Annotated in this window: 11 protein-coding genes; 10 read left to right on the top strand and 1 reads right to left on the bottom strand. The window is 27.0% G+C overall.

Annotated features, from left to right (window positions below; genetic code table 4):
* Nucleotides 1-35: 35 nt before the first annotated feature.
* The 10 genes from AC27EK_RS00875 to AC27EK_RS00830 all read left to right on the top strand — a co-directional run bounded on the left by AC27EK_RS00875 (nucleotide 36) and on the right by AC27EK_RS00830 (nucleotide 19,192).
* Nucleotides 36-383, top strand: coding sequence for a phosphopantetheine--protein transferase domain-containing protein (locus AC27EK_RS00875; protein ID WP_487231481.1), 348 nt, complete (start codon nucleotides 36-38; stop codon nucleotides 381-383).
* The gene (cmk, locus tag AC27EK_RS00870; RefSeq protein ID WP_487231480.1) at nucleotides 373-1,062 is read left to right on the top strand and encodes a (d)CMP kinase; all 690 of its coding nucleotides are present in this window, start codon (nucleotides 373-375) and stop codon (nucleotides 1,060-1,062) included. Before AC27EK_RS00875 ends, cmk begins: the two co-directional genes overlap by 11 nt.
* 93 nt (nucleotides 1,063-1,155) lie before the next feature.
* Nucleotides 1,156-3,351, top strand: a complete 2,196-nt coding sequence (locus tag AC27EK_RS00865) for a leucine-rich repeat domain-containing protein (protein WP_487231479.1) — start codon at nucleotides 1,156-1,158, stop codon at nucleotides 3,349-3,351.
* Nucleotides 3,352-3,517: 166 nt separating this feature from the next.
* Nucleotides 3,518-5,737: a leucine-rich repeat protein gene (locus AC27EK_RS00860; protein WP_487231478.1), complete on the top strand. Its 2,220-nt coding sequence runs from the start codon at nucleotides 3,518-3,520 to the stop codon at nucleotides 5,735-5,737.
* 168 nt (nucleotides 5,738-5,905) lie between these two features.
* Nucleotides 5,906-8,068: a leucine-rich repeat domain-containing protein gene (locus AC27EK_RS00855; RefSeq protein ID WP_487231477.1), complete on the top strand. Its 2,163-nt coding sequence runs from the start codon at nucleotides 5,906-5,908 to the stop codon at nucleotides 8,066-8,068.
* 171 nt (nucleotides 8,069-8,239) lie between these two features.
* Nucleotides 8,240-10,480, top strand: coding sequence for a leucine-rich repeat protein (locus AC27EK_RS00850; RefSeq protein ID WP_487231476.1), 2,241 nt, complete (start codon nucleotides 8,240-8,242; stop codon nucleotides 10,478-10,480).
* A 170-nt stretch (nucleotides 10,481-10,650) separates the two neighbouring features.
* Nucleotides 10,651-11,943, top strand: a complete 1,293-nt coding sequence (locus AC27EK_RS00845; RefSeq protein WP_487231475.1) for a proline-rich domain-containing protein — start codon at nucleotides 10,651-10,653, stop codon at nucleotides 11,941-11,943.
* A 187-nt stretch (nucleotides 11,944-12,130) separates the two neighbouring features.
* Nucleotides 12,131-14,371 (top strand): leucine-rich repeat protein, encoded by a 2,241-nt coding sequence (locus AC27EK_RS00840; RefSeq protein WP_487231474.1) that lies wholly within the window; start codon nucleotides 12,131-12,133, stop codon nucleotides 14,369-14,371.
* A 202-nt stretch (nucleotides 14,372-14,573) separates the two neighbouring features.
* The gene (locus AC27EK_RS00835; protein WP_487231473.1) at nucleotides 14,574-16,829 is read left to right on the top strand and encodes a leucine-rich repeat domain-containing protein; all 2,256 of its coding nucleotides are present in this window, start codon (nucleotides 14,574-14,576) and stop codon (nucleotides 16,827-16,829) included.
* A 155-nt stretch (nucleotides 16,830-16,984) separates the two neighbouring features.
* Nucleotides 16,985-19,192: a leucine-rich repeat domain-containing protein gene (locus AC27EK_RS00830; RefSeq protein ID WP_487231472.1), complete on the top strand. Its 2,208-nt coding sequence runs from the start codon at nucleotides 16,985-16,987 to the stop codon at nucleotides 19,190-19,192.
* A 136-nt stretch (nucleotides 19,193-19,328) separates the two neighbouring features.
* On the opposite strand, the gene AC27EK_RS00825 is transcribed toward AC27EK_RS00830, so the two are convergent.
* Nucleotides 19,329-20,099, bottom strand: a complete 771-nt coding sequence (locus tag AC27EK_RS00825) for a hypothetical protein (protein ID WP_487231471.1) — start codon at nucleotides 20,097-20,099, stop codon at nucleotides 19,329-19,331.
* Nucleotides 20,100-20,107: the final 8 nt, after the last annotated feature.

Genomic DNA, 20,107 nt, shown 5'->3' with positions numbered 1-20,107 from the left:
TATGATTATAATTCAAATAATAAGAGAGAAAATAAATGTTGATAATTGGACACGGTATAGATATCATAGACCTTACAAGAAAAGAATTAAAAAATCTTTCATTTTCAAAAAGATTTATGACAAAAAAAGAATATAATATTTTTTTGGAAATCAAAGAACAGAATAAGAAAAAAATATATTTAGCTTCTATTTGGTCTTTAAAAGAAGCAATTATTAAGTCTGTAAATCATAAATATATTTTCTCTGAAATCGAAATATTATTAGAACACAATAGAGCGCCTATTTGTAATCTAAAAAATATTAAATTAATGCTTTCTCTTAGCATTGAACATAATTATATAATTGCTAGCTCAATAGCTATAAAGGAAAAAAATGAAGAATAAATTTTGAAGTATAGCAATAGACGGTCCAGCAGGATCTGGTAAATCCACTATTGCTAAAAAATTTACTATTCTTGTAAATGGGTTTGTGTATATTAGTACAGGCCTGTTTTATAGAGCGCTTGCTTATCATTTAATAATTAATAAAATACCAGAAGACAAAATAATAGATTATTTGTCAAAAAATTTAATAAAAATTGAACTTGATGAAAATAATGTTATATTAACTCACAATAAAAATAAAGTAATTCTTTCTAATGAATTAAGAACAGAAGAAGTGTCTATTTTTTCTTCAAAAATAGCTAATATCCCAGAAGTTAGAAATTATCTTATAAAAAGACAACAAGATCTTGCAAATAAAAATAATGTAATAATGGACGGAAGAGACATTGGAACGGTTATTTTAAAAAATGCTGATATTAAAATATTTTTGACCGCTTCTTCAGAAACTAGAGCAAAAAGAAGATTCGAAGAATTAAAAGAATCCAATGATAAGATTTCTTATGAAGAAATTCATAAAGAAATAATTGACAGAGATTATAGAGATAAAAATAGAAAAATTGCCCCTTTAATAAAAGCGAAAGATGCTATTGAAATAGATAGTTCTATGTTAGAACCTTGTGATGTCGTTGATCAAATATTAGACTTATATATTGAGATGAAAAACAAATATTTTAATTAAGAATATTTTTTTTAAAAATTTCATGGAAAAATTGTAACAGCTTTAAAATATGCTAAAATAAATTTTATAAATTTTAATATAAAGGATAAAATTTTGAAAAAATATAACAAAGTAATTTTAACGACAAGTGCTTTAATATTAACAACTGGAGCTTTAACTTCAGTTCTTGTTACTAATTTAAACACTACTCAAAATAAGAAAACTACTAAAAATCAATTTGCTACAATTTCTCCTAAATATATAACTTGACCTGCAGAAGGACAAGAAATTCACAACGTGCGGGTAAATGGTGAATTGAGCACTATTTATACTCCACTTGAATCAGAATATGAAAAAAATAATTTTGGTGCTTCTCATGTTGATAATTTATATGGATTTACTTCTGAAGCTATTGCAAAATGATCTGCTAAAGAAAATTTTTACATTAATGCAGTAATCCCCTCATCTATAACTGACATTCATGATGGATCATTTACTTCTAATGAAGCTTATATGCCATCTAATAGTACAAATAAATCTCTTCGTTCTAATGTAAATAATAAAATTATTAGAGTAGATTTCAAAAAATCAACAAAATTAAGATCAATTGGTCACTATGCTTTTGAATCTGCAAGTCAGCTAATGGATGTTGAATTTAATAATGCGGCTAATTATCCCGTTAATTCAATCGGTCAATCAACTTTTGAAAATTGTACATCTTTGAAAAACGTTTGAAATTTTGATAAAGTTGAAGTAACTTATGTTCCTATGTATATGTTCAAAAACTCCGCATTGGAACATATAAAATTACCACCTAATTTCGAAACAGTAAATATCTCAGCATTTGAAGGAACTAAACTTAAAACAATTAATTTTGAAAATACAAAACTTAAAGATATAAAATTTAATGCTTTTAAAAATTCTACTATTGAAAGATTTTATGTTCCTGACAATGTAACAATAGGTCAAAATGCTTTTCAAACTTTAAACAATTCAATTGATCCATACTTAATAAACTTGCCACAAGAATACAATACAACTGAAAAATTAAATTATATTGGTATTAATAAAAATTTACCTACAACAAAGAAAAACATTACAGTTTATTTTAATAAAAAACAATTCGATTTTGATTTCCCAGGAGATATAAATTTAATTAGAGATAGTTTTAATGGTTTAACGCTTGGTGAGAAAGCTAAATACTTTATATTGGCTGGACCCGATGCAAAAACTTTATCACCGGCAATATATCTTAGAAATGCAACAATAGATCAAACAAACAAAATGATTATATCTCCAGCATTTAGTTATGAAATTAATTTTGTTAATAATATGCCGCCTACTGAAACAACATTCAAACGTCATAATCAACAAACAAACCAAATTAATCTTCAAATAAAAGATTCAAATGACGTAAAAGTTCAACTTGAAAAAGAAATACAAAAATGAAACACAGATGTTGCTTCAAGAGCTGATCAAAAAAATTTCCCGATGTTAATGGATGGATTTAGTTTTGATATTAAATACGCTCCTGATAATGCGCAATTAGCGATTGATTCTTTTGTGAAAACTAATGATTCAAATACTGTAACTGCAACTTTATCATTAAGTAATGCTGTTGTTAATAGTATTGCTAACGGAAAATTAACTGCAACTAGTGAAATTAATTTAATTCCAAATATGACATTCACTTCTAATTTAGCAAATCACCAACTTGATGGCGGAGAATATGCTGAATCTAAAGTAACGGCTTTTAATACAGAATTAAATTCTGAAATTACTTCTTTCAATGAAAAAATGGCTCAAAAAGCAATTGATCTAAATGACCCATTTGCTAATTTTAAAATTTTAAAAGCTTTGAAATTATCAATTACTGATATTAATTCAGATATTAGATTAGAAAAAGTAGAAAAAACAAACACAGATACTTCTTTATTTAATTTTGAAATTAAAACATTATTAGAAAATTCATCAACTTATTTACCAGAAGGAACTGTTAAAACAATTGGAACTATACCTTTTGCTCTTAAATTTAGTACTATATCACCAGATCCAGTTCCTCCTCCACCCGACCAAGGTGGCGGAGATAACCAAAACCCAGATCCAGTTCCTCCTCCACCCGACCAAGGTGGCGGAGATAACCAAAACCCAGACCCAGTACCTCCAACGCCTGATAATAATGAAGGAGCAACAAAAAACAATAACACTGTTGCAATTGCTGGTGGTACAATAGGTGCAATTATTATTATTGCAGTTATTGTTGGTTTAATAATTTTCTTATTAAGAAGAAGAAAAAGCAATCAAAATTAATTAATCAAAATTCATTTTTTAATAAAAACTATCACATGTGAAGCCTTGCTTATCAAGTGATAGTTTTTAATTTTAATATTACTTTTTACATATATATATATATATATATATATGTAAAAAATGTTATAATATAATTGTTAATTTTTATAAATATAAAGGATAAAATTTGAAAAAATATAACAAAATAGTTTTAATGACTAGTGCTTTAATATTAACAACTGGAGCTTTAACTTCAGTTCTTGTTGCTAATTTAAACACTACTCAAAATAAAAAAACGACTAAAAATCAATTTGCTACAAATTCTCTTGAAAATATAACTTGACCTGCAGAAGGACAAGAAACTCAAGCAATGATAAATGGTGTAATGAGCACTATTTATACTACGCTTGAATCAGATTTTGAAATCAACGTAAGTGGTAATGTTCACTCATTAATGGGGCTTAAAATAAAAAAAGTTAAAGAGTGATATGGTAGAAAAAATTTTTATATTAATATGGTAATCCCAGCTAGCACGACAGTTATTAAGTATGGTGCATTTGCTTCAAACACTGCTCATATGACCAATATGCACAGCTCATATAATGACAAATATACAATTGTTAATAATAAAATAATTAGAGCTGATTTTTCAAATGCTACTAATTTAACAACAGTGGAAGCAAATTCTTTCCGTGAAATTTCTAGTTTGGAAGAAGTCGTATTTGATGAATATAGCTACTATTGAATTAATTCTTTTGAACCAAGTATTTTTACTAATTGCAGTTCTCTAAAAAGAGTTTTAAATTTTGATAATGTTATGTCAACAAACATTTCAACAGATATGTTTAAATTTACAGCATTAGAATCTATTGATTTCCCAATCACTTTGCAAACTATAGATAATTATGCTTTTGCAGAATCTAAAATTAATTCAATCGATTTAAGTAATACTAGATTGAAAGAAATAAAAGCATCAGCTTTTGAAAATTCTTCAATTCAAAAAGTTTTTGTTCCTGATAATGTAATAATAGAATCAAACGCTTTTTCTACTACTGCTAATTCTCTAAACCCTTACTATGCAAACTTGCCACAGGAATACTTTACAGATGAAAAATTAAATTTCATTGGCATTAAAGAAAGTGCGCCAACAAAAGAAAAAAATATTACAGTTTACTTTAATAAAGATCAATTTAGATTTGATTTTCCAGGTTCTCAATCAGCAGCTGCGACAAAATTTAATTCTTTATCAATGTCAGAAAAAGCTAAATACTTTATACTGGCTGGTCCAGAAACAAAAACTTTATCAGCTGATATTTATTTTAGAAATATAGAATTCGATCAACAAAATATATTGACTTTTATTTCATCATTTAATTATGCAATTAATTTTGTTGATAAGATGCCACCTAGTGAAACAACATTCGAGCGTCATAATCAACAAACAAACCAAATTAATCTTCAAATAAAAGATTCAAATGACGTAAAAGTTCAACTTGAAAAAGAAATACAAAAATGAAATAAAAACGTTCCTTCTAGAACTGATCAAAAAAACTTCCCGATGTTAATGTATGGATTCAGTTTTGATATTAAATATGCTCCTGATAATGCGCAATTAGCGATTGATTCTTTTGTGAAAACTAATGATTCAAATACTGTAACTGCAACTTTATCATTAAGTAATGCTGTTGTTAATAGCATTGCTAACGGAAAATTAACTGCAACTAGTGAAGTTAGTTTAATTCCAAATATGACATTCACTTCTAATTTAGCAAATCACCAACTTGATGGCGGAGAATATGCTGAATCTAAAGTAACGGCTTTTAATACAGAATTAAATTCTGAAATTACTTCTTTCAATGAAAAAATGGCTCAAAAAGCAATTGATCTAAATGACCCATTTGCTAATTTTAAAATTTTAAAAGCTTTGAAATTATCAATTACTGATATTAATTCAGATATTAGATTAGAAAAAGTAGAAAAAACAAACACAGATACTTCTTTATTTAATTTTGAAATTAAAACATTATTAGAAAATTCATCAACTTATTTACCAGAAGGAACTGTTAAAACAATTGGAACTATACCTTTTGCTCTTAAATTTAGTACTATAACACCAGATCCAGTTCCTCCAGGACCAGATCAAGGTGGCGGAGATAACCAAAGTCCAGATCCAGTTCCTCCTACACCTGATCAAGGCGGAGACAATAATACAACACCTCCTACACCTGATCAAGGCGGAGACAATAATACAACACCTCCAGGACCAGAACAACCTGAAGAAAATTTAGAAGCAACAAAAAACAATAACACTGCTGCAATTGCTGGTGGTACAATAGGTACAATTCTTATTATTGCAGTTATTGTTGGTTTAATAATTTTCTTATTAAGAAGAAGAAAAAGCAATTAAAATTAATTAATCAAAATTCATTTTTTAATAAAAACTATCACCTGCAAAGCTTTGCTTATCAAGTGATAGTTTCTAATTTTAATATTACTTTTACATAAATATATAATATATGTAAGTAAAAAAATGTTATAATATATTGTTAATTTTTATAAATATAAAGGATAAAATTTGAAAAAATATAACAAAATAGTTTTAATGACTAGTGCTCTAATATTAACAACTGGAGCTTTAACTTCAGTTCTTGTTACTAATTTAAACACTACTCAAAATAAAAAAACGACTAAAAATCAATTTGCTACAAATTCTCTTGAAAATATAACTTGACCTGCAGAAGGACAAGAAACTCAAGCAATGATAAATGGTGTAATGAGCACTATTTATACTCCACTTGTATCAGAATACGATAAAGATAATTATGGTGCTTCTCATATTGATAATTTATTTGGATTTACTTCTGAAGCTATTACAAAATGATCTACTAAAGAAAATTTTTACATTAATGCAGTAATCCCTTCATCTATAACTGACATTCATGATGGATCATTTACTTCTAATGAAGCTCATATGCCATCTAATAGTACAAATAAATCTCTTCGTTCTAATGTAAATAATAAAATTATTAGAGTAGATTTCAAAAATTCAACAAGATTAAAAACAATTGGTCACTATGCTTTTGAATCTGCAAGTCAACTAATAGATGTTGAATTTAACAAACGTGCTAATTATCTCGTTAATTCAATCGGCCAATCAACTTTCGAAAATTGTACATCTTTGAAAAACGTTTGAAATTTTGATAGAGTTGAAGTAACTTATGTTCCTATGTATATGTTCAGAAACACTGCATTGGAACATATAAAATTACCACCTAATTTCGAAACAGTAAATGTCTCAGCATTTGAAGGAACTAAGCTTAAAACAATTAATTTTGAAAACACAAAACTTAAAGATATAAAATTTAATGCTTTTAAAAATTCTACTATTGAAAGATTTTATGTTCCTGACAATGTAACAATAGGTCAAAATGCTTTTCAAACTTTAAACAATTCAATTGATCCATACTTAATAAACTTGCCACAAGAATACAATACAACTGAAAAATTAAATTATATTGGTATTAATAAAAATTTACCTACAACAAAGAAAAACATTACAGTTTATTTTAATAAAAATAAATTTGATTTTGATTTCCCAGGAGATATAAATTTAATTAGAGATGGTTTTAATCGTTTGATGCTTGGTGAGAAAGCTAGATACTTTATATTGGCTGGACCTGATGCAAAAACTTTATCACCGGCAATATATCTTAGAAATGCAACAATAGATCAAACAAACAAAATGGTTATATCTCCAGCATTTAGTTATGAAATTAATTATGTTAATAATATGCCACCTAGTGAAACAAAATTCGAGCGTCATAATCAACAAACAAACCAAATTAATCTTCAAATAAAAGATTCAAATGACGTAAAAGTTCAACTTGAAAAAGAAATACAAAAATGAAACACAGATGTTGCTTCAAGAGCTGATCAAAAAAACTTCCCGATGTTAATGTATGGATTCAGTTTTGATATTAAATATGCTCCTGATAATGCGCAATTAGCGATTGATTCTTTTGTGAAAGCTAATGATTCAAATACTGTAACTGCAACTTTATCATTAAGTAATGCTGTTGTTAATAGTATTGCTGACGGAAAATTAACTGCAACTAGTGAAGTTAGTTTAATTCCAAATATGACATTCACTTCTAATTTAGCAAATCACCAACTTGATGGCGGAGAATATGCTGAATCTAAAGTAACAGCTTTTAATACAGAATTAAATTCTGAAATTACTTCTTTCAATGAAAAAATGGCTCAAAAAGCAATTGATCTAAATGACCCATTTGCTAATTTTAAAATTTTAAAAGCTTTGAAATTATCAATTACTGATATTAATTCAGATATTAGATTAGAAAAAGTAGAAAAAACAAACACAGATACTTCTTTATTTAATTTTGAAATTAAAACATTATTAGAAAATTCATCAACTTATTTACCAGAAGGAACTGTTAAAACAATTGGAACTATACCTTTTGCTCTTAAATTTAGTACTATAACACCAGAACCAGTTCCTCCAGGACCAGATCAAGGTGGCGGAGATAACCAAAACCCAGATCAAGGTGGAGACAATAATACAACACCTCCAGCACCAGAACAACCTGAAGAAAATTTAGGAGCAACAAAAAACAATAACACTGCTGCAATTGCTGGTGGTACAATAGGTGCAATTATTATTATTGCAGTTATTGTTGGTTTAATAATTTTCTTATTAAGAAGAAGAAAAAACAATTAAGATTAATTAATCAAAATTTATTTTTTTAATAAAAACTATCACATGTGAAGCTTTGCTTGTCAAGTGATAGTTTTTAATTTTAATATTACTTTTTACATACATATACAATATATGTATGTAAAAAAAAGTTATAATATAATTGTTAATTTTTATAAATATAAAGGATAAAATTTGAAAAAATATAACAAAATAGTTTTAATGACTAGTGCTTTAATATTAACAACTGGAGCTTTAACTTCAGTTCTTGTTACTAATTTAAACACTACTCAAAATAAAAAAACGACTAAAAATCAATTTGCTACAAATTCTCTTGAAAATATAACTTGACCTGCAGAAGGACAAGAAACTCAAGCAATGATAAATGGTGTAATGAGCACTATTTATACTACGCTTGAATCAGATTTTGAAATCAACGTAAGTGGTAATGTTCACTCATTAATGGGGCTTAAAATAAAAAAAGTTAAAGAGTGATATGGTAGAAAAAATTTTTATATTAATATGGTAATCCCAGCTAGCACAACAGTTATTATGTACGGTGCATTTGCTTCAAACACTGCTCATATGTCCCATATGCATAGCTCATATAATGATAAATATACAGTTGTTAATAATAAAATAATTAGAGCTGATTTTTCAAATTCTACTAATTTAACAACAGTGGAAGTAAATTCTTTCCGTGAAATTTCTAGTTTGGAAGAAGTCGTATTTGATGAATATAGCGACTATTGAATTAATTCTTTTGAACCAAGTATTTTTACTAATTGTGGTTCTCTAAAAAGAGTTTTAAATTTTGATAATGTTATGTCAACAAACATTTCAACAGATATGTTTAAATTTACAGCATTAGAATCTATTGATTTCCCAATCACTTTGCAAACTATAGATAATTATGCTTTTGCAGAATCCAAAATTAATTCAATCGATTTAAGTAATACTAGATTGAAAGAAATAAAAGCATCAGCTTTTGAAAATTCTTCAATTCAAAAAGTTTTTGTTCCTGATAATGTAATAATAGAATCAAACGCTTTTTCTACTACTGCTAATTCTCTAAATCCTTACTATGCAAACTTGCCACAGGAATACTTTACAGATGAAAAATTAAATTTCATTGGCATTAAAGAAAGTGCGCCAACAAAAGCAAAAAATATTACAGTTTACTTTAATACAAATCAATTTAGATTTGATTTCCCGGGTTCTCAATCAGCAGCTTCGACAAAATTTAATTCTTTATCAATGTCAGAAAAAGCTAAATACTTTATACTGGCTGGTCCAGAAACAAAAACTTTATCAGCTGATATTTATTTTAGAAATATAGAATTCGATCAACAAAATATATTGACTTTTATTTCATCATTTAATTATGAAATTAATTATGTTGATAAGATGCCACCTAGTGAAACAATATTCGAGCGTCATAATCAACAAGCAACTCAAATTAATCTTCAAATAAAAGATTCAAATGAAGTAAAAGTTCAACTTGAAAAAGAAATACAAAAATGAAATACAAATGTTCCTTCTAGAGCTGATCAAAAAAACTTCCCTATGTTAATGTATGGATTTAGTTTTGATATTAAATATGCTCCTGATAATGCGCAATTAGCGATTGATTCTTTTGTGAAAACTAATGATTCAAATACTGTAACTGCAACTTTATCATTAAGTAATGCTGTTGTTAATAGCATTGCTAACGGAAAATTAACTGCAACTAGTGAAGTTAGTTTAATTCCAAATATGACATTCACTTCTAATTTAGCAAACCACCAACTTAATGGTGGAGAATATTCCGAATCTAAAGTAACGGATTTTAATACAGAATTAAATTCTGAAATTGCTTCTTTCAATGAAAAAATGGCTCAAAAAGCAATTGATCTAAATGACCCATTTGCTAATTTTAAAATTTTAAAAGCTTTGAAATTATCAATTACTGATATTAATTCAGATATTAGATTAGAAAAAGTAGAAAAAACAAACACAGATACTTCTTTATTTAATTTTGAAATTAAAACATTATTAGAAAATTCATCAACTTATTTACCAGAAGGAACTGTTAAAACAATTGGAACTATACCTTTTGTTCTTAAATTTAGTCCTATAACACCAGATCCAGTTCCTCCAGGACCAGATCAAGGTGGAGGAGATAACCAAAACCCAGATCAAGGTGGAGGAGATAACCAAAACCCAAATCCAGTTCCTCCAGGACCAGATCAAGGCGGCGGAGATAACCAAAACCCAGATCAAGGTGGAGACAATAATACAACACCTCCAGGACCAGAACAACCCGAAGAAAATTTAGAAGCAACAAAAAACAATAATACTGCTGCAATTGCTGGTGGTACAATAGGTGCAATTCTTATTATTGCAGTTATTGTTGGTTTAATAATTTTCTTATTAAGAAGAAGAAAAAGCAATTAAAATTAATTAATCAAAATTCATTTTTTAATAAAAACTATCACCTGCAAAGCTTTGCTTATCAAGTGATAGTTTTTAATTTTAATATTACTTTTACATAAATATATAATATGTGTATGTAAAAAAATGTTAAAATATAATTGTTATTTTGTATAAACTATAAAGGATAAAATTTGAAAAAATATAATAAATTAGTTTTAATGACTAGTGCTTTAATATTAACAACTGGAGCTTTAACTTCAGTTCTTGTTACTAATTTAAACACTACTAAAAATAAAAAAACGACTAAAAATCAATTTGCTACAAATTCTATTGAAAATATAACTTGACCTGCAGAATGACAAGAAACTCATCAACAAAATATATCGACTTTTATTTCATCATTTAATTATGCAAATAATTTTGTTTATAAGATGCCACCTAGTGAAACAATATTCGAGCGTCATAATCAACAAACAACTCAAATTAATCTTCAAATAAAAGATTGAAATGAAGTAAAAGTTCAACTTGAAAAAGAAATACAAAAATGAAACACAGATGTTGCTTCAAGAGCTGATCAAAATAACTTTCTGATGTTAATGTATGGATTCGGTTTTAATATTAAATATGCTCCTGCAAATGCGCAATTAGCGATTGATTCTTTTGTGAAAGCTAGTGATTCAAATACTGTAACTGCAACTTTATCATTAAGCAATGCTGTTGTTAATGGTATTGCCAACGGAAAATTAACTGCAACTAGTGAAATTAATTTAATTCCAAATATAACATTCACTTCTAATTTAGCAAATCATCAACTTAATGGCGGAGAATATGCTGAATCTAAAGTAACGGCTTTTAAAAAAGAATTAAATTCTGAAATTGCTTCTTTCAATGAAAAAATCTCTAAAAAATCAATTATTTTAAATGATCCGTTTGCTAATTTCAAAATTTTAAAAGCTTTGAAATTATCAATTACTGATATTAATTGAGATATTAGATTAGAAAAAGTAGAAAAAACAAACACAGATACTTCTTTATTTAATTTTGAAATTAGAACATTATTAGTATCATTAACTTATTCACCAGCAGTAACTATTAAAACAATTGGAACTATACCTTTTGCTCTTAAATTTAGTCCTATAACACCAGATCCAGTTCCTCCAGGACCAGATCAAGGTGGCGGAGATAACCAAAACCCAGATCAAGGTGGCGGAGATAACCAAAACCCAGATCCAGTACCTCCAACACCTGACCCAGGTGGAGGAGATAACCAAAACCCAAATCCAGTTCCTCCAGGACCAGATCAAGATGGCGGAGATAACCAAAACCCAGACCCAGTACCTCCAACGCCTGATAATAATGAAGGAGCAACAAAAAACAATAACACTGCTGCAATTGCTGGTGGTACAATAGGTGCAATTATTATTGCAGTTATTGTTGGTTTAATAATTTTCTTATTAAGAAGAAGAAAAAACAATCAAAATTAATTAAAATTATTTATATAAAACTATCGGATAAAAAATATTTATGTTCTTAACCGATAGTTTTTTTAAATAAAGATAACAAACAAATAATAATAATAATTGCTAAAATAATTTTATAATTTCATTTTTAATAACTTTTTAATTTCACTTTAAATTAATTTTAAAAATTAAAAATCAAGGATATCTAAAAATGAAAAAAATAAACAAAAAGTTTTGAATTGGCAATCTTTTAATTTTGTCAACTGGAATTTCAGTTATAACTTTAACAACCACATTAAACTCTAATGTTAACAAAAAACAAAAAAACACTAAAAAGAATTTTACTTCGATAGATTCTAATAATTTTAAATGACCAAAAAGAGGGAAAAGCATTCAAACCGAAATAAACGGTGTTATGAGTACTATTTATACTCCATTTATATCAGATTACGATATTGAGCTTTATGGTCATCGTAATACTTTAAAAGGTTTTACAACCGAATTTATTAAAAGAATTAGTAACGAAAAAAATTATTATATTAATGTGGAAATCCCTTCTAACATTACAATAATTGATGAAGGAGCATTTACTTCTAATTATCAATTATTACCTAATAATCATAAAACAGATTCAAATAATTATATTCTTTCTAATGATAAAATATTAAGAGTTGATTTTACAAATTCAAAAAATTTATCAGCAATTAATAATAATGCTTTTAATGGTCTTCAAAATCTCGAATTAGTTTATTTTGCTAAAAATGCAACATATAATATTACATGATTGGGAAATGCTATTTTTAGAGAATGTCGTTCTTTAAGAAAGGTTTTTAACTTTGATAATTTTCAATCTGATGAAATTTCAAATGACATGTTTAAATATGCTGTTAAATTAGAACATATAAAATTTCCTTCTAATTTAAAAACCATAGGAATTTACGCCTTTGATGGAACCAATCTTCAAACAGCCGATTTAAGCAATACTAAAATAGAAAGAATTAAAGAAGGTGCTTTTTATAATTCTAATATTAAAGCAGCTTGAATTCCTGATTGAGTTCATATTGAAAAAAATGCTTTCTATAAAAATAAAAACAAATTAGATGCTTACAAAGTAAATATGGAAGCAAATAATTATAGGAGTGATTTTTTAGAATTTATTGGTCTTAAGCCTACTGTTTCTTCTAGAAAAAGAATAAAAGTATATTTCAACAAGAATAAATTTAAAACTGATTTTGGACTAGGAGTTGATTTTAGAGATAATTTTAATTCTTTATCAATGTCAGAAAAAGCTAAATATTTTATATTAGCGGGACCTGATGCAAAAACTTTACCAGGAGAAGCTTACATTAGAAATGCAGTTATGAATGATATATCTGATTTCCCTTCAATCACACCTGCACATAATTATAATATTGATTATTTTGCTCAAATGCCGCCAGCAGAAACTATTTTTGAACTTAATAATCAAATTTCAACTCAAACTCAAATTCAAGAAAAAAATTACTTGAAAATCGAAGCACAACTTATTAAAGAAATTGATTTTTGAAATGCGAACCCTGCTTCTAGAAATGATCCAAGTAACTTTAAAATGTTAGTGGACGTATTTAATCTTAAAATTAAAGATGCATCAAATGAATCAAAAATAACTCTTGACACCTTTGAAAAAATCAATTCATCTACTGTTTCAGCTACATTTACATTAAGCAATGCTGTTGTTAACAGTATTGCTAATGGAAAATTAACCGCAACTAGCAGTGTTAATTTAATTCCAAATATGACATTAATTTCTAACTTAACAAATAATCAACTTGACGGTGGAAATTATGATGAATACAAAGTAACAATTTTCAATAGTGAATTGAATTCCGAAATTACTTATTTTAATGAGAAAATGAGTCAAAAAACAATTGATCTAAATGACCCATTTGCTAATTTCAAAATTTTAAAAGCTTTAAAATTATCAATTACTGATATTAATTGAGATGTTAGATTAGAAAAAGTAGAAAAACCAAATAATGATAATCTTTTAATAAATTTTGAAATCAAAGCGACAAAAAACCCTTCAATTTATTTACAAGAATTGGTTGTACAAACAATTGGAACTATACCTTTTGTTCTTAAATTTAGCCCTACAACCCCAGATCCAGTTCCTCCAGGACCAGATCAAGGTGGAGGAGATAACCAAAACCCAGATCAAGGTGGAGGAGATAACCAAAACCCAGATCCAGTACCTCCAGGACCAGATCAAGGTGGAGGAGATAACCAAAACCCAGATCAAGGTGGAGACAATAATACAACACCTCCAGGACCAGAACAACCTGAAGAAAATTTAGAAACAACAAAAAATAATAATACTGCTGCAATTGCCGGAGGAACGGTGGGCACAATCATCGTTATTGCAATTATTGTTGGTTTGATTATTTTCTTCTTAAGAAGAAGAAAAAACAAATAAAAATTATTAATCAAAATTTATTTTTTTAAAAAATCATCACAAGAAATTAAAAAATTCAAGTGATGATTTTTTGATGATATTTGTCAAAATATATATCTTTTATTTTTTTATTGAAATTATTTTTTGATATTTATTACAATAAGAAAAATAAATAAAATATTAAAATATAATTTGTAATTTCTTAAAAAATAAAGGGAAAATTTTGAAAAAATACAACAAAATAATTTTAATAACTAGTGCTTTATTATTAACAACTGGAGTTTTGGCTTCAACTGTTGCTATTAATTTAAATGCTACTCAGAAGAATAAAGTGTTGAAAAAACAATTCACCAGAGATTCTTTTGAGAATATTTCTTGACCTGCAGAAGGGCAAGAAATACAAACTATGATAAATGGTGTAATGAGTACCATTTATACTCCATTTGCAGCAGAATATGAAATTAATGGAAGTCATAATACAAATAGTCTTATGGGATTTAAAAAATCTGCTGCTAAAAAATGATCTACCAGAAAAAATTTTTATGTTAATGTAATGATACCCTCTCATGTAACAGACATTGAAATTGGTGCATTCACTTCTGTTTCTAGTAATATGGCCCATATGCATTCTATAGAAGGCGATTTATATGTTAACGCCAATAACAAAATAATTAGAGTTGATTTTACGCAGACCGCAGGATTAAAAAACATTAATCATAAAGTTTTTAATGGATTACAAGAATTAAGAGAAGTTTTTTTTGATAAAAATAAAACTTATTATATTGATGGTTTAGGAAATGCTATTTTTGAAAATTGTAAAAAATTAAAAAAAGTCATAAATTTTGATCGTCTTAATATTGGTTATATTCAAAATGATATGTTCAAAAATTCAGGTTTAGAATATATAAAATTACAACCTAATTTAATAAATATTGGTATTTATGCCTTTTCAGGAACTAAACTTAAAACAGTTAATTTAAAAGATACTAAAATTCAAAAAATACAAGAAGGAGCATTTCAAAATTCTTCTATTCAAAGTCTTTATATTCCTGATAGTGTTTTCGTAATAGGTTCGAATGCGTTTTATTCTGATAACGATTCTATTAAACCTTATCAAATTAATATGCCTGCAAAATATTACAATTTGAATGAATTGAAAAAAATTGGTTTTAAAAACTTAACCGCTGCTCCAAGCAAGAAAAAAATAACAGTTTATTTTAATGAATATCGTTTTAAATCTGATTTTAAATATTCAACAGATTGAAATAGAAGAATGTTTAATGATTTAACGTTATTTGAAAAAAATAAATATTTCATAGTTGCTGGACCTGAAACAAAAATTTTATCAACTGAAATGTATTTTAGAACACTAAGTATTAATAAAAATACAAATAAGTTTGATATGACATTTTCAGAACTTTTTGAAGTAAATTACATTGATCATATGCCTCCGCCAGAAACTGTTTTTGTTACTTGAAATGATAGACCAACTCAATCAAATATTCAAGAAAAACATTTAGATCAAATTAAAATCAAACTTGAACAAAATATTAATACATGAAATACAAACATTTCTCTTAGAAACGATCCAAGTAATTTTAGAATTTTAATGGATGGATTTAATCTTAAAATTAAAGATGCTTCAAATGAATCAAAAATAACTCTTGACACCTTTGAAAAAATCAATTCATCTACTGTTTCAGCTACATTTACATTAAGCAATGCTGTTGTTAATAGTATTGCTAATAAAAATATAACTTTAACAAGTGAAATGAGTATTCTTCCAAATATGACATTCTCTTCTAATTTAGCAAATCAACAACTTGATGGCGGAGAATATGCTGAATCTAAAGTAACGGCTTTTAACACAGAATTAAATTCTGAAATTACTTCTTTCAATGAAAAAATGACTCAAAAAACAATTGATCTAAATGACCCATTTGCTAATTTCAAAATTTTAAAAGCTTTAAAATTATCAATTACTGATATTAATTGAGATGTTAGATTAGAAAAAGTAGAAAAACCAAATAATGATAATCTTTTAATAAATTTTGAAATCAAAGCGATAAAAAATCCTTCAATTTATTTACAAGAATTAGCTGTACAAACAATTGACACAATTCCGTTTTCTGTTAAATTTAACATTCCAAGTCCACCAAACCCTGACCAAGGCGGAAACGATAATATAACTCCTACACCACCTGATCAGGGTGGCGGTGACAACCAAACACCAGATCCTGTTCCTCCAAAGCCAGATCCTGTTCCTCCAAAGCCAGATCCAGATCCTGTTCCTCCAGAACCAGATCAAGAGGGAGAGAATAATCAAAATCCAGACATTGGTGGAAATGTTGAAAAAAATAATAGTGCTGGAACTATTGCTGGAGGCACAATAGGTGCAATTCTTATAATTGCAATTATTGTCGCTTTAACAATTTTCTTATTAAGAAAAAGAAAAAAAGCAAACAGAGATTTTGATTAAAATTTATTTTTTGAAAACTATCAAAAAAATGCAGATGTCATTTAATGTGATAGTTTTTTAATAATTATTGATGTTAATATATCAATTTATTTTTTAAAGTAAATTAATTGATAAAATTAATTAGTGTTAATTTAGATTTAAAAAAATGAGAAAAAATGAAAAAATATAACAAAATAATTTTAATGACTAGTGCTTTAATATTAACAACTGGAGTCTTAAGTTCAACTCTTGTTACTAATTTAAACGCTACTCAAAAGAATAAAAAAATTAAAAACCAATTAGCTACAAATTCTCTTGAAAATATCACTTGACCAGCAGCAGGAGAAGAAACTCAAGTAATGGTAAATGGCGCAACGAGCACTATTTATACTACACTTGAATCAGATTTTGAAATCAACGTAAGTGGTAATGTTCACTCATTAATGGGGCTTAAAATCAAAAAAGTTAAAGAGTGATATGGTAGAAAAAATTTTTATATTAATATGGTAATTCCAGCTAGCACGACAGTTATTAAGTATGGTGCATTTGCTTCAAACACTGCTCATATGGCTCATATGCACGGCTTATATAAAGACAAGTATACTGTTGTTAATAATAAAATAATTAGAGCTGATTTTTCAAATGCCACTAATTTAACAGCAGTGGAAGAAAATTCTTTCCGTGAAATTTCTAGTTTGGAAGAAGTTGTCTTTGATAAATATAGCGACTATCGAATTAGTTATTTTGAACCAAGTATTTTTACTAATTGTGGTTCTCTAAAAAGAGTTTTAAATTTTAATAATGTTATGTCAACAAACATTTCAAGAGATATGTTTAAATTTACAGCATTAGAATCTATTCAATTTCCAACTACTTTAGAAATTATAGATAATTATGCTTTTGCAGAATCTAAAATTAATTCAATCGATTTAAGTAATACTAAATTGAAAGAAATAAAAACATCAGCTTTTTACAATTCTCCTATTAAAAAAGTCTTTGTTCCAAATAATGTAATAATAGGTTCAAATGCCTTTTATACTTCTGACAACTCTTTAGACCCTTACTTTGCTAATTTGCCAGATGAATATTATACGAATGAAAAATTAAACTTTATTGGTATTAGAAAAAATTCACCAACAAGCAAAAAAAATTTAACAGTCTACATTAATGTAAATAAATTTAAATTTGATTTTCCATGATCCGATTCATGAAATAGAATAAAATTTAATTCTTTATCAATGTCAGAAAAAGCTAAATACTTTATATTGGCTGGACCAGAAGCAAAAACTTTGTCTGCTGATTTGTATTTTAGATATGTAGAATTTGATGAAAATAACACAATTAATTATTGACCATCATTTAATTATTCAATTCCATTTGTTTGAATAACACAACCTCCTGAAGAAACAATTTTTAACCGCCATAATCAACAAGCAACTCAAATCAATGTTCAAGAGAAGGATTTTAATGACATCAAATTTCAACTTCAGAAAGAAATATATAAATGAAATACAAATATTCCTTCTAGGGCTGATCAAAGAAACTTTCCAATGTTAATGTATGGATTCAGTTTTGATATTAAATATGCTCCTGAAAGGGCGCAATTAGCAATTGATTCTTTTGTGAAAACTAATGATTCAAATACTGTAACTGCAACTTTATCATTAAGAAATGCTGTTGTTAATAGTATCGCTAACGGAAAATTAACTGCAACTAGTGAAGTTAATTTAATTCCAAATATGACATTCACTTCTAATTTAGCAAATCATCAACTTGATGGCGGAGAATATGATGAATCTAAAGTAACGGCTTTTAACACAGAATTAAATTCTGAAATTACTTCTTTCAATGAAAAAATGGCTCAAAAAGCAATTGATTTTAGAGACCCATTTGCTAATTTTAAAATTTTAAAAGCTTTGAAATTATCAATTGCTGATATTAATTCAGATATTAGATTAGAAAAGGTAGAAAAAACAAACACAGATACTTCTTTATTTAATTTTGAAATTAAAACATTATTAGAAAATTCATCGACATATTTGCCAGAAGGAACTACTAAGACAATTGACACTATACCTTTCGTTCTTAAATTCAATCCTCCAACACCAGTTCCTCCAACACCTGACCAAGGCGGAGACAATAATACAACCCCTCCAACACCTGACCAAGGCGGAGACAATAACACAACTCCTCCAGCACCTGACCAAGGTGGCGGTGACAACCAAACACCAAATCCAGTTCCTCCAACACCAGATAATGGCGGAGAAACGACAAAAAACAATAACACTGCTGCAATTGCTGGAGGCACAATAGGTGCAATTCTTATAATTGCAATTATTGTCGCCTTAACAATTTTCTTATTAAGAAGAAAAAGAAATAACTAAAATAAATCAAAATCTATTTTATAAAACTATCATAATAAGCATAAGCGCTTTTCAAATGATAGTTTTTATATTGAAAAAACATGAATCCAAAATAAATTATTTTGATTTCATGTAAAAAAAGTAACAATTCCAAGTTTTATTTTTTATGGTTTTTTATTAATTCATTTAATTCGTTATTGAATATTTCTTTCTCTTCAAATAATAAGTTATGTGCAGAAATATTAAAAAAAGTAGTTATAAATTTATGTTGAAAATGACCACTGTTTATTAATTTTTTAGTTTCTCTTAACGAAACAACACCATCGTGTTTTCCTAAAAATAATCTAGTATTTTTTCTATTTTTTCTTGAATAATCTTTTATATGAACTAACGTTTCAAATAATGAAATATTATTTCTTAGATTTTCGAAAAATTCAAGATTTTTTTGATAATAAATATATCTATTAAAAAAGACATCTGATTTTATTAATCCAAAAATATTTTCTGAATCATAATAAAGATTGCTTAAATTTCTATAGAAGGTATTTATGTCAGATTGAAATGTAGGTTTAGGAACCATAAACGGATTAATGTAACTTGTGTGTCATATTGGAGATATAAGTACCAATTCTAGACACTCAAATTGCTTAGATAATTGATTTAGAATTGTTGCTGATATTCCGTGAGCTATAATTATTGAGTTTGATAAAAGTTCTGAATATTTTATTACTGTTTCGTAAAAATATTTTACAAAATCTTTATAATCATATTCAGTTTCTTTATATAAAATGCTTCAATCAAAAATATGAAGATTAATACCTTCAAAATTAGAAGTTAAAAATGTTAAATAATCACTTTCGGGATTATCATACTCACCAAATACAACTAAATTGATTTTTGAGTTATATTGTTTTGTTATAAATTTCATTGTATTTT

It is taken from the genome of Ureaplasma rhincodontis (genome assembly GCF_057537535.1).
This window is presented reverse-complemented; position numbering and strand designations above follow the sequence as displayed.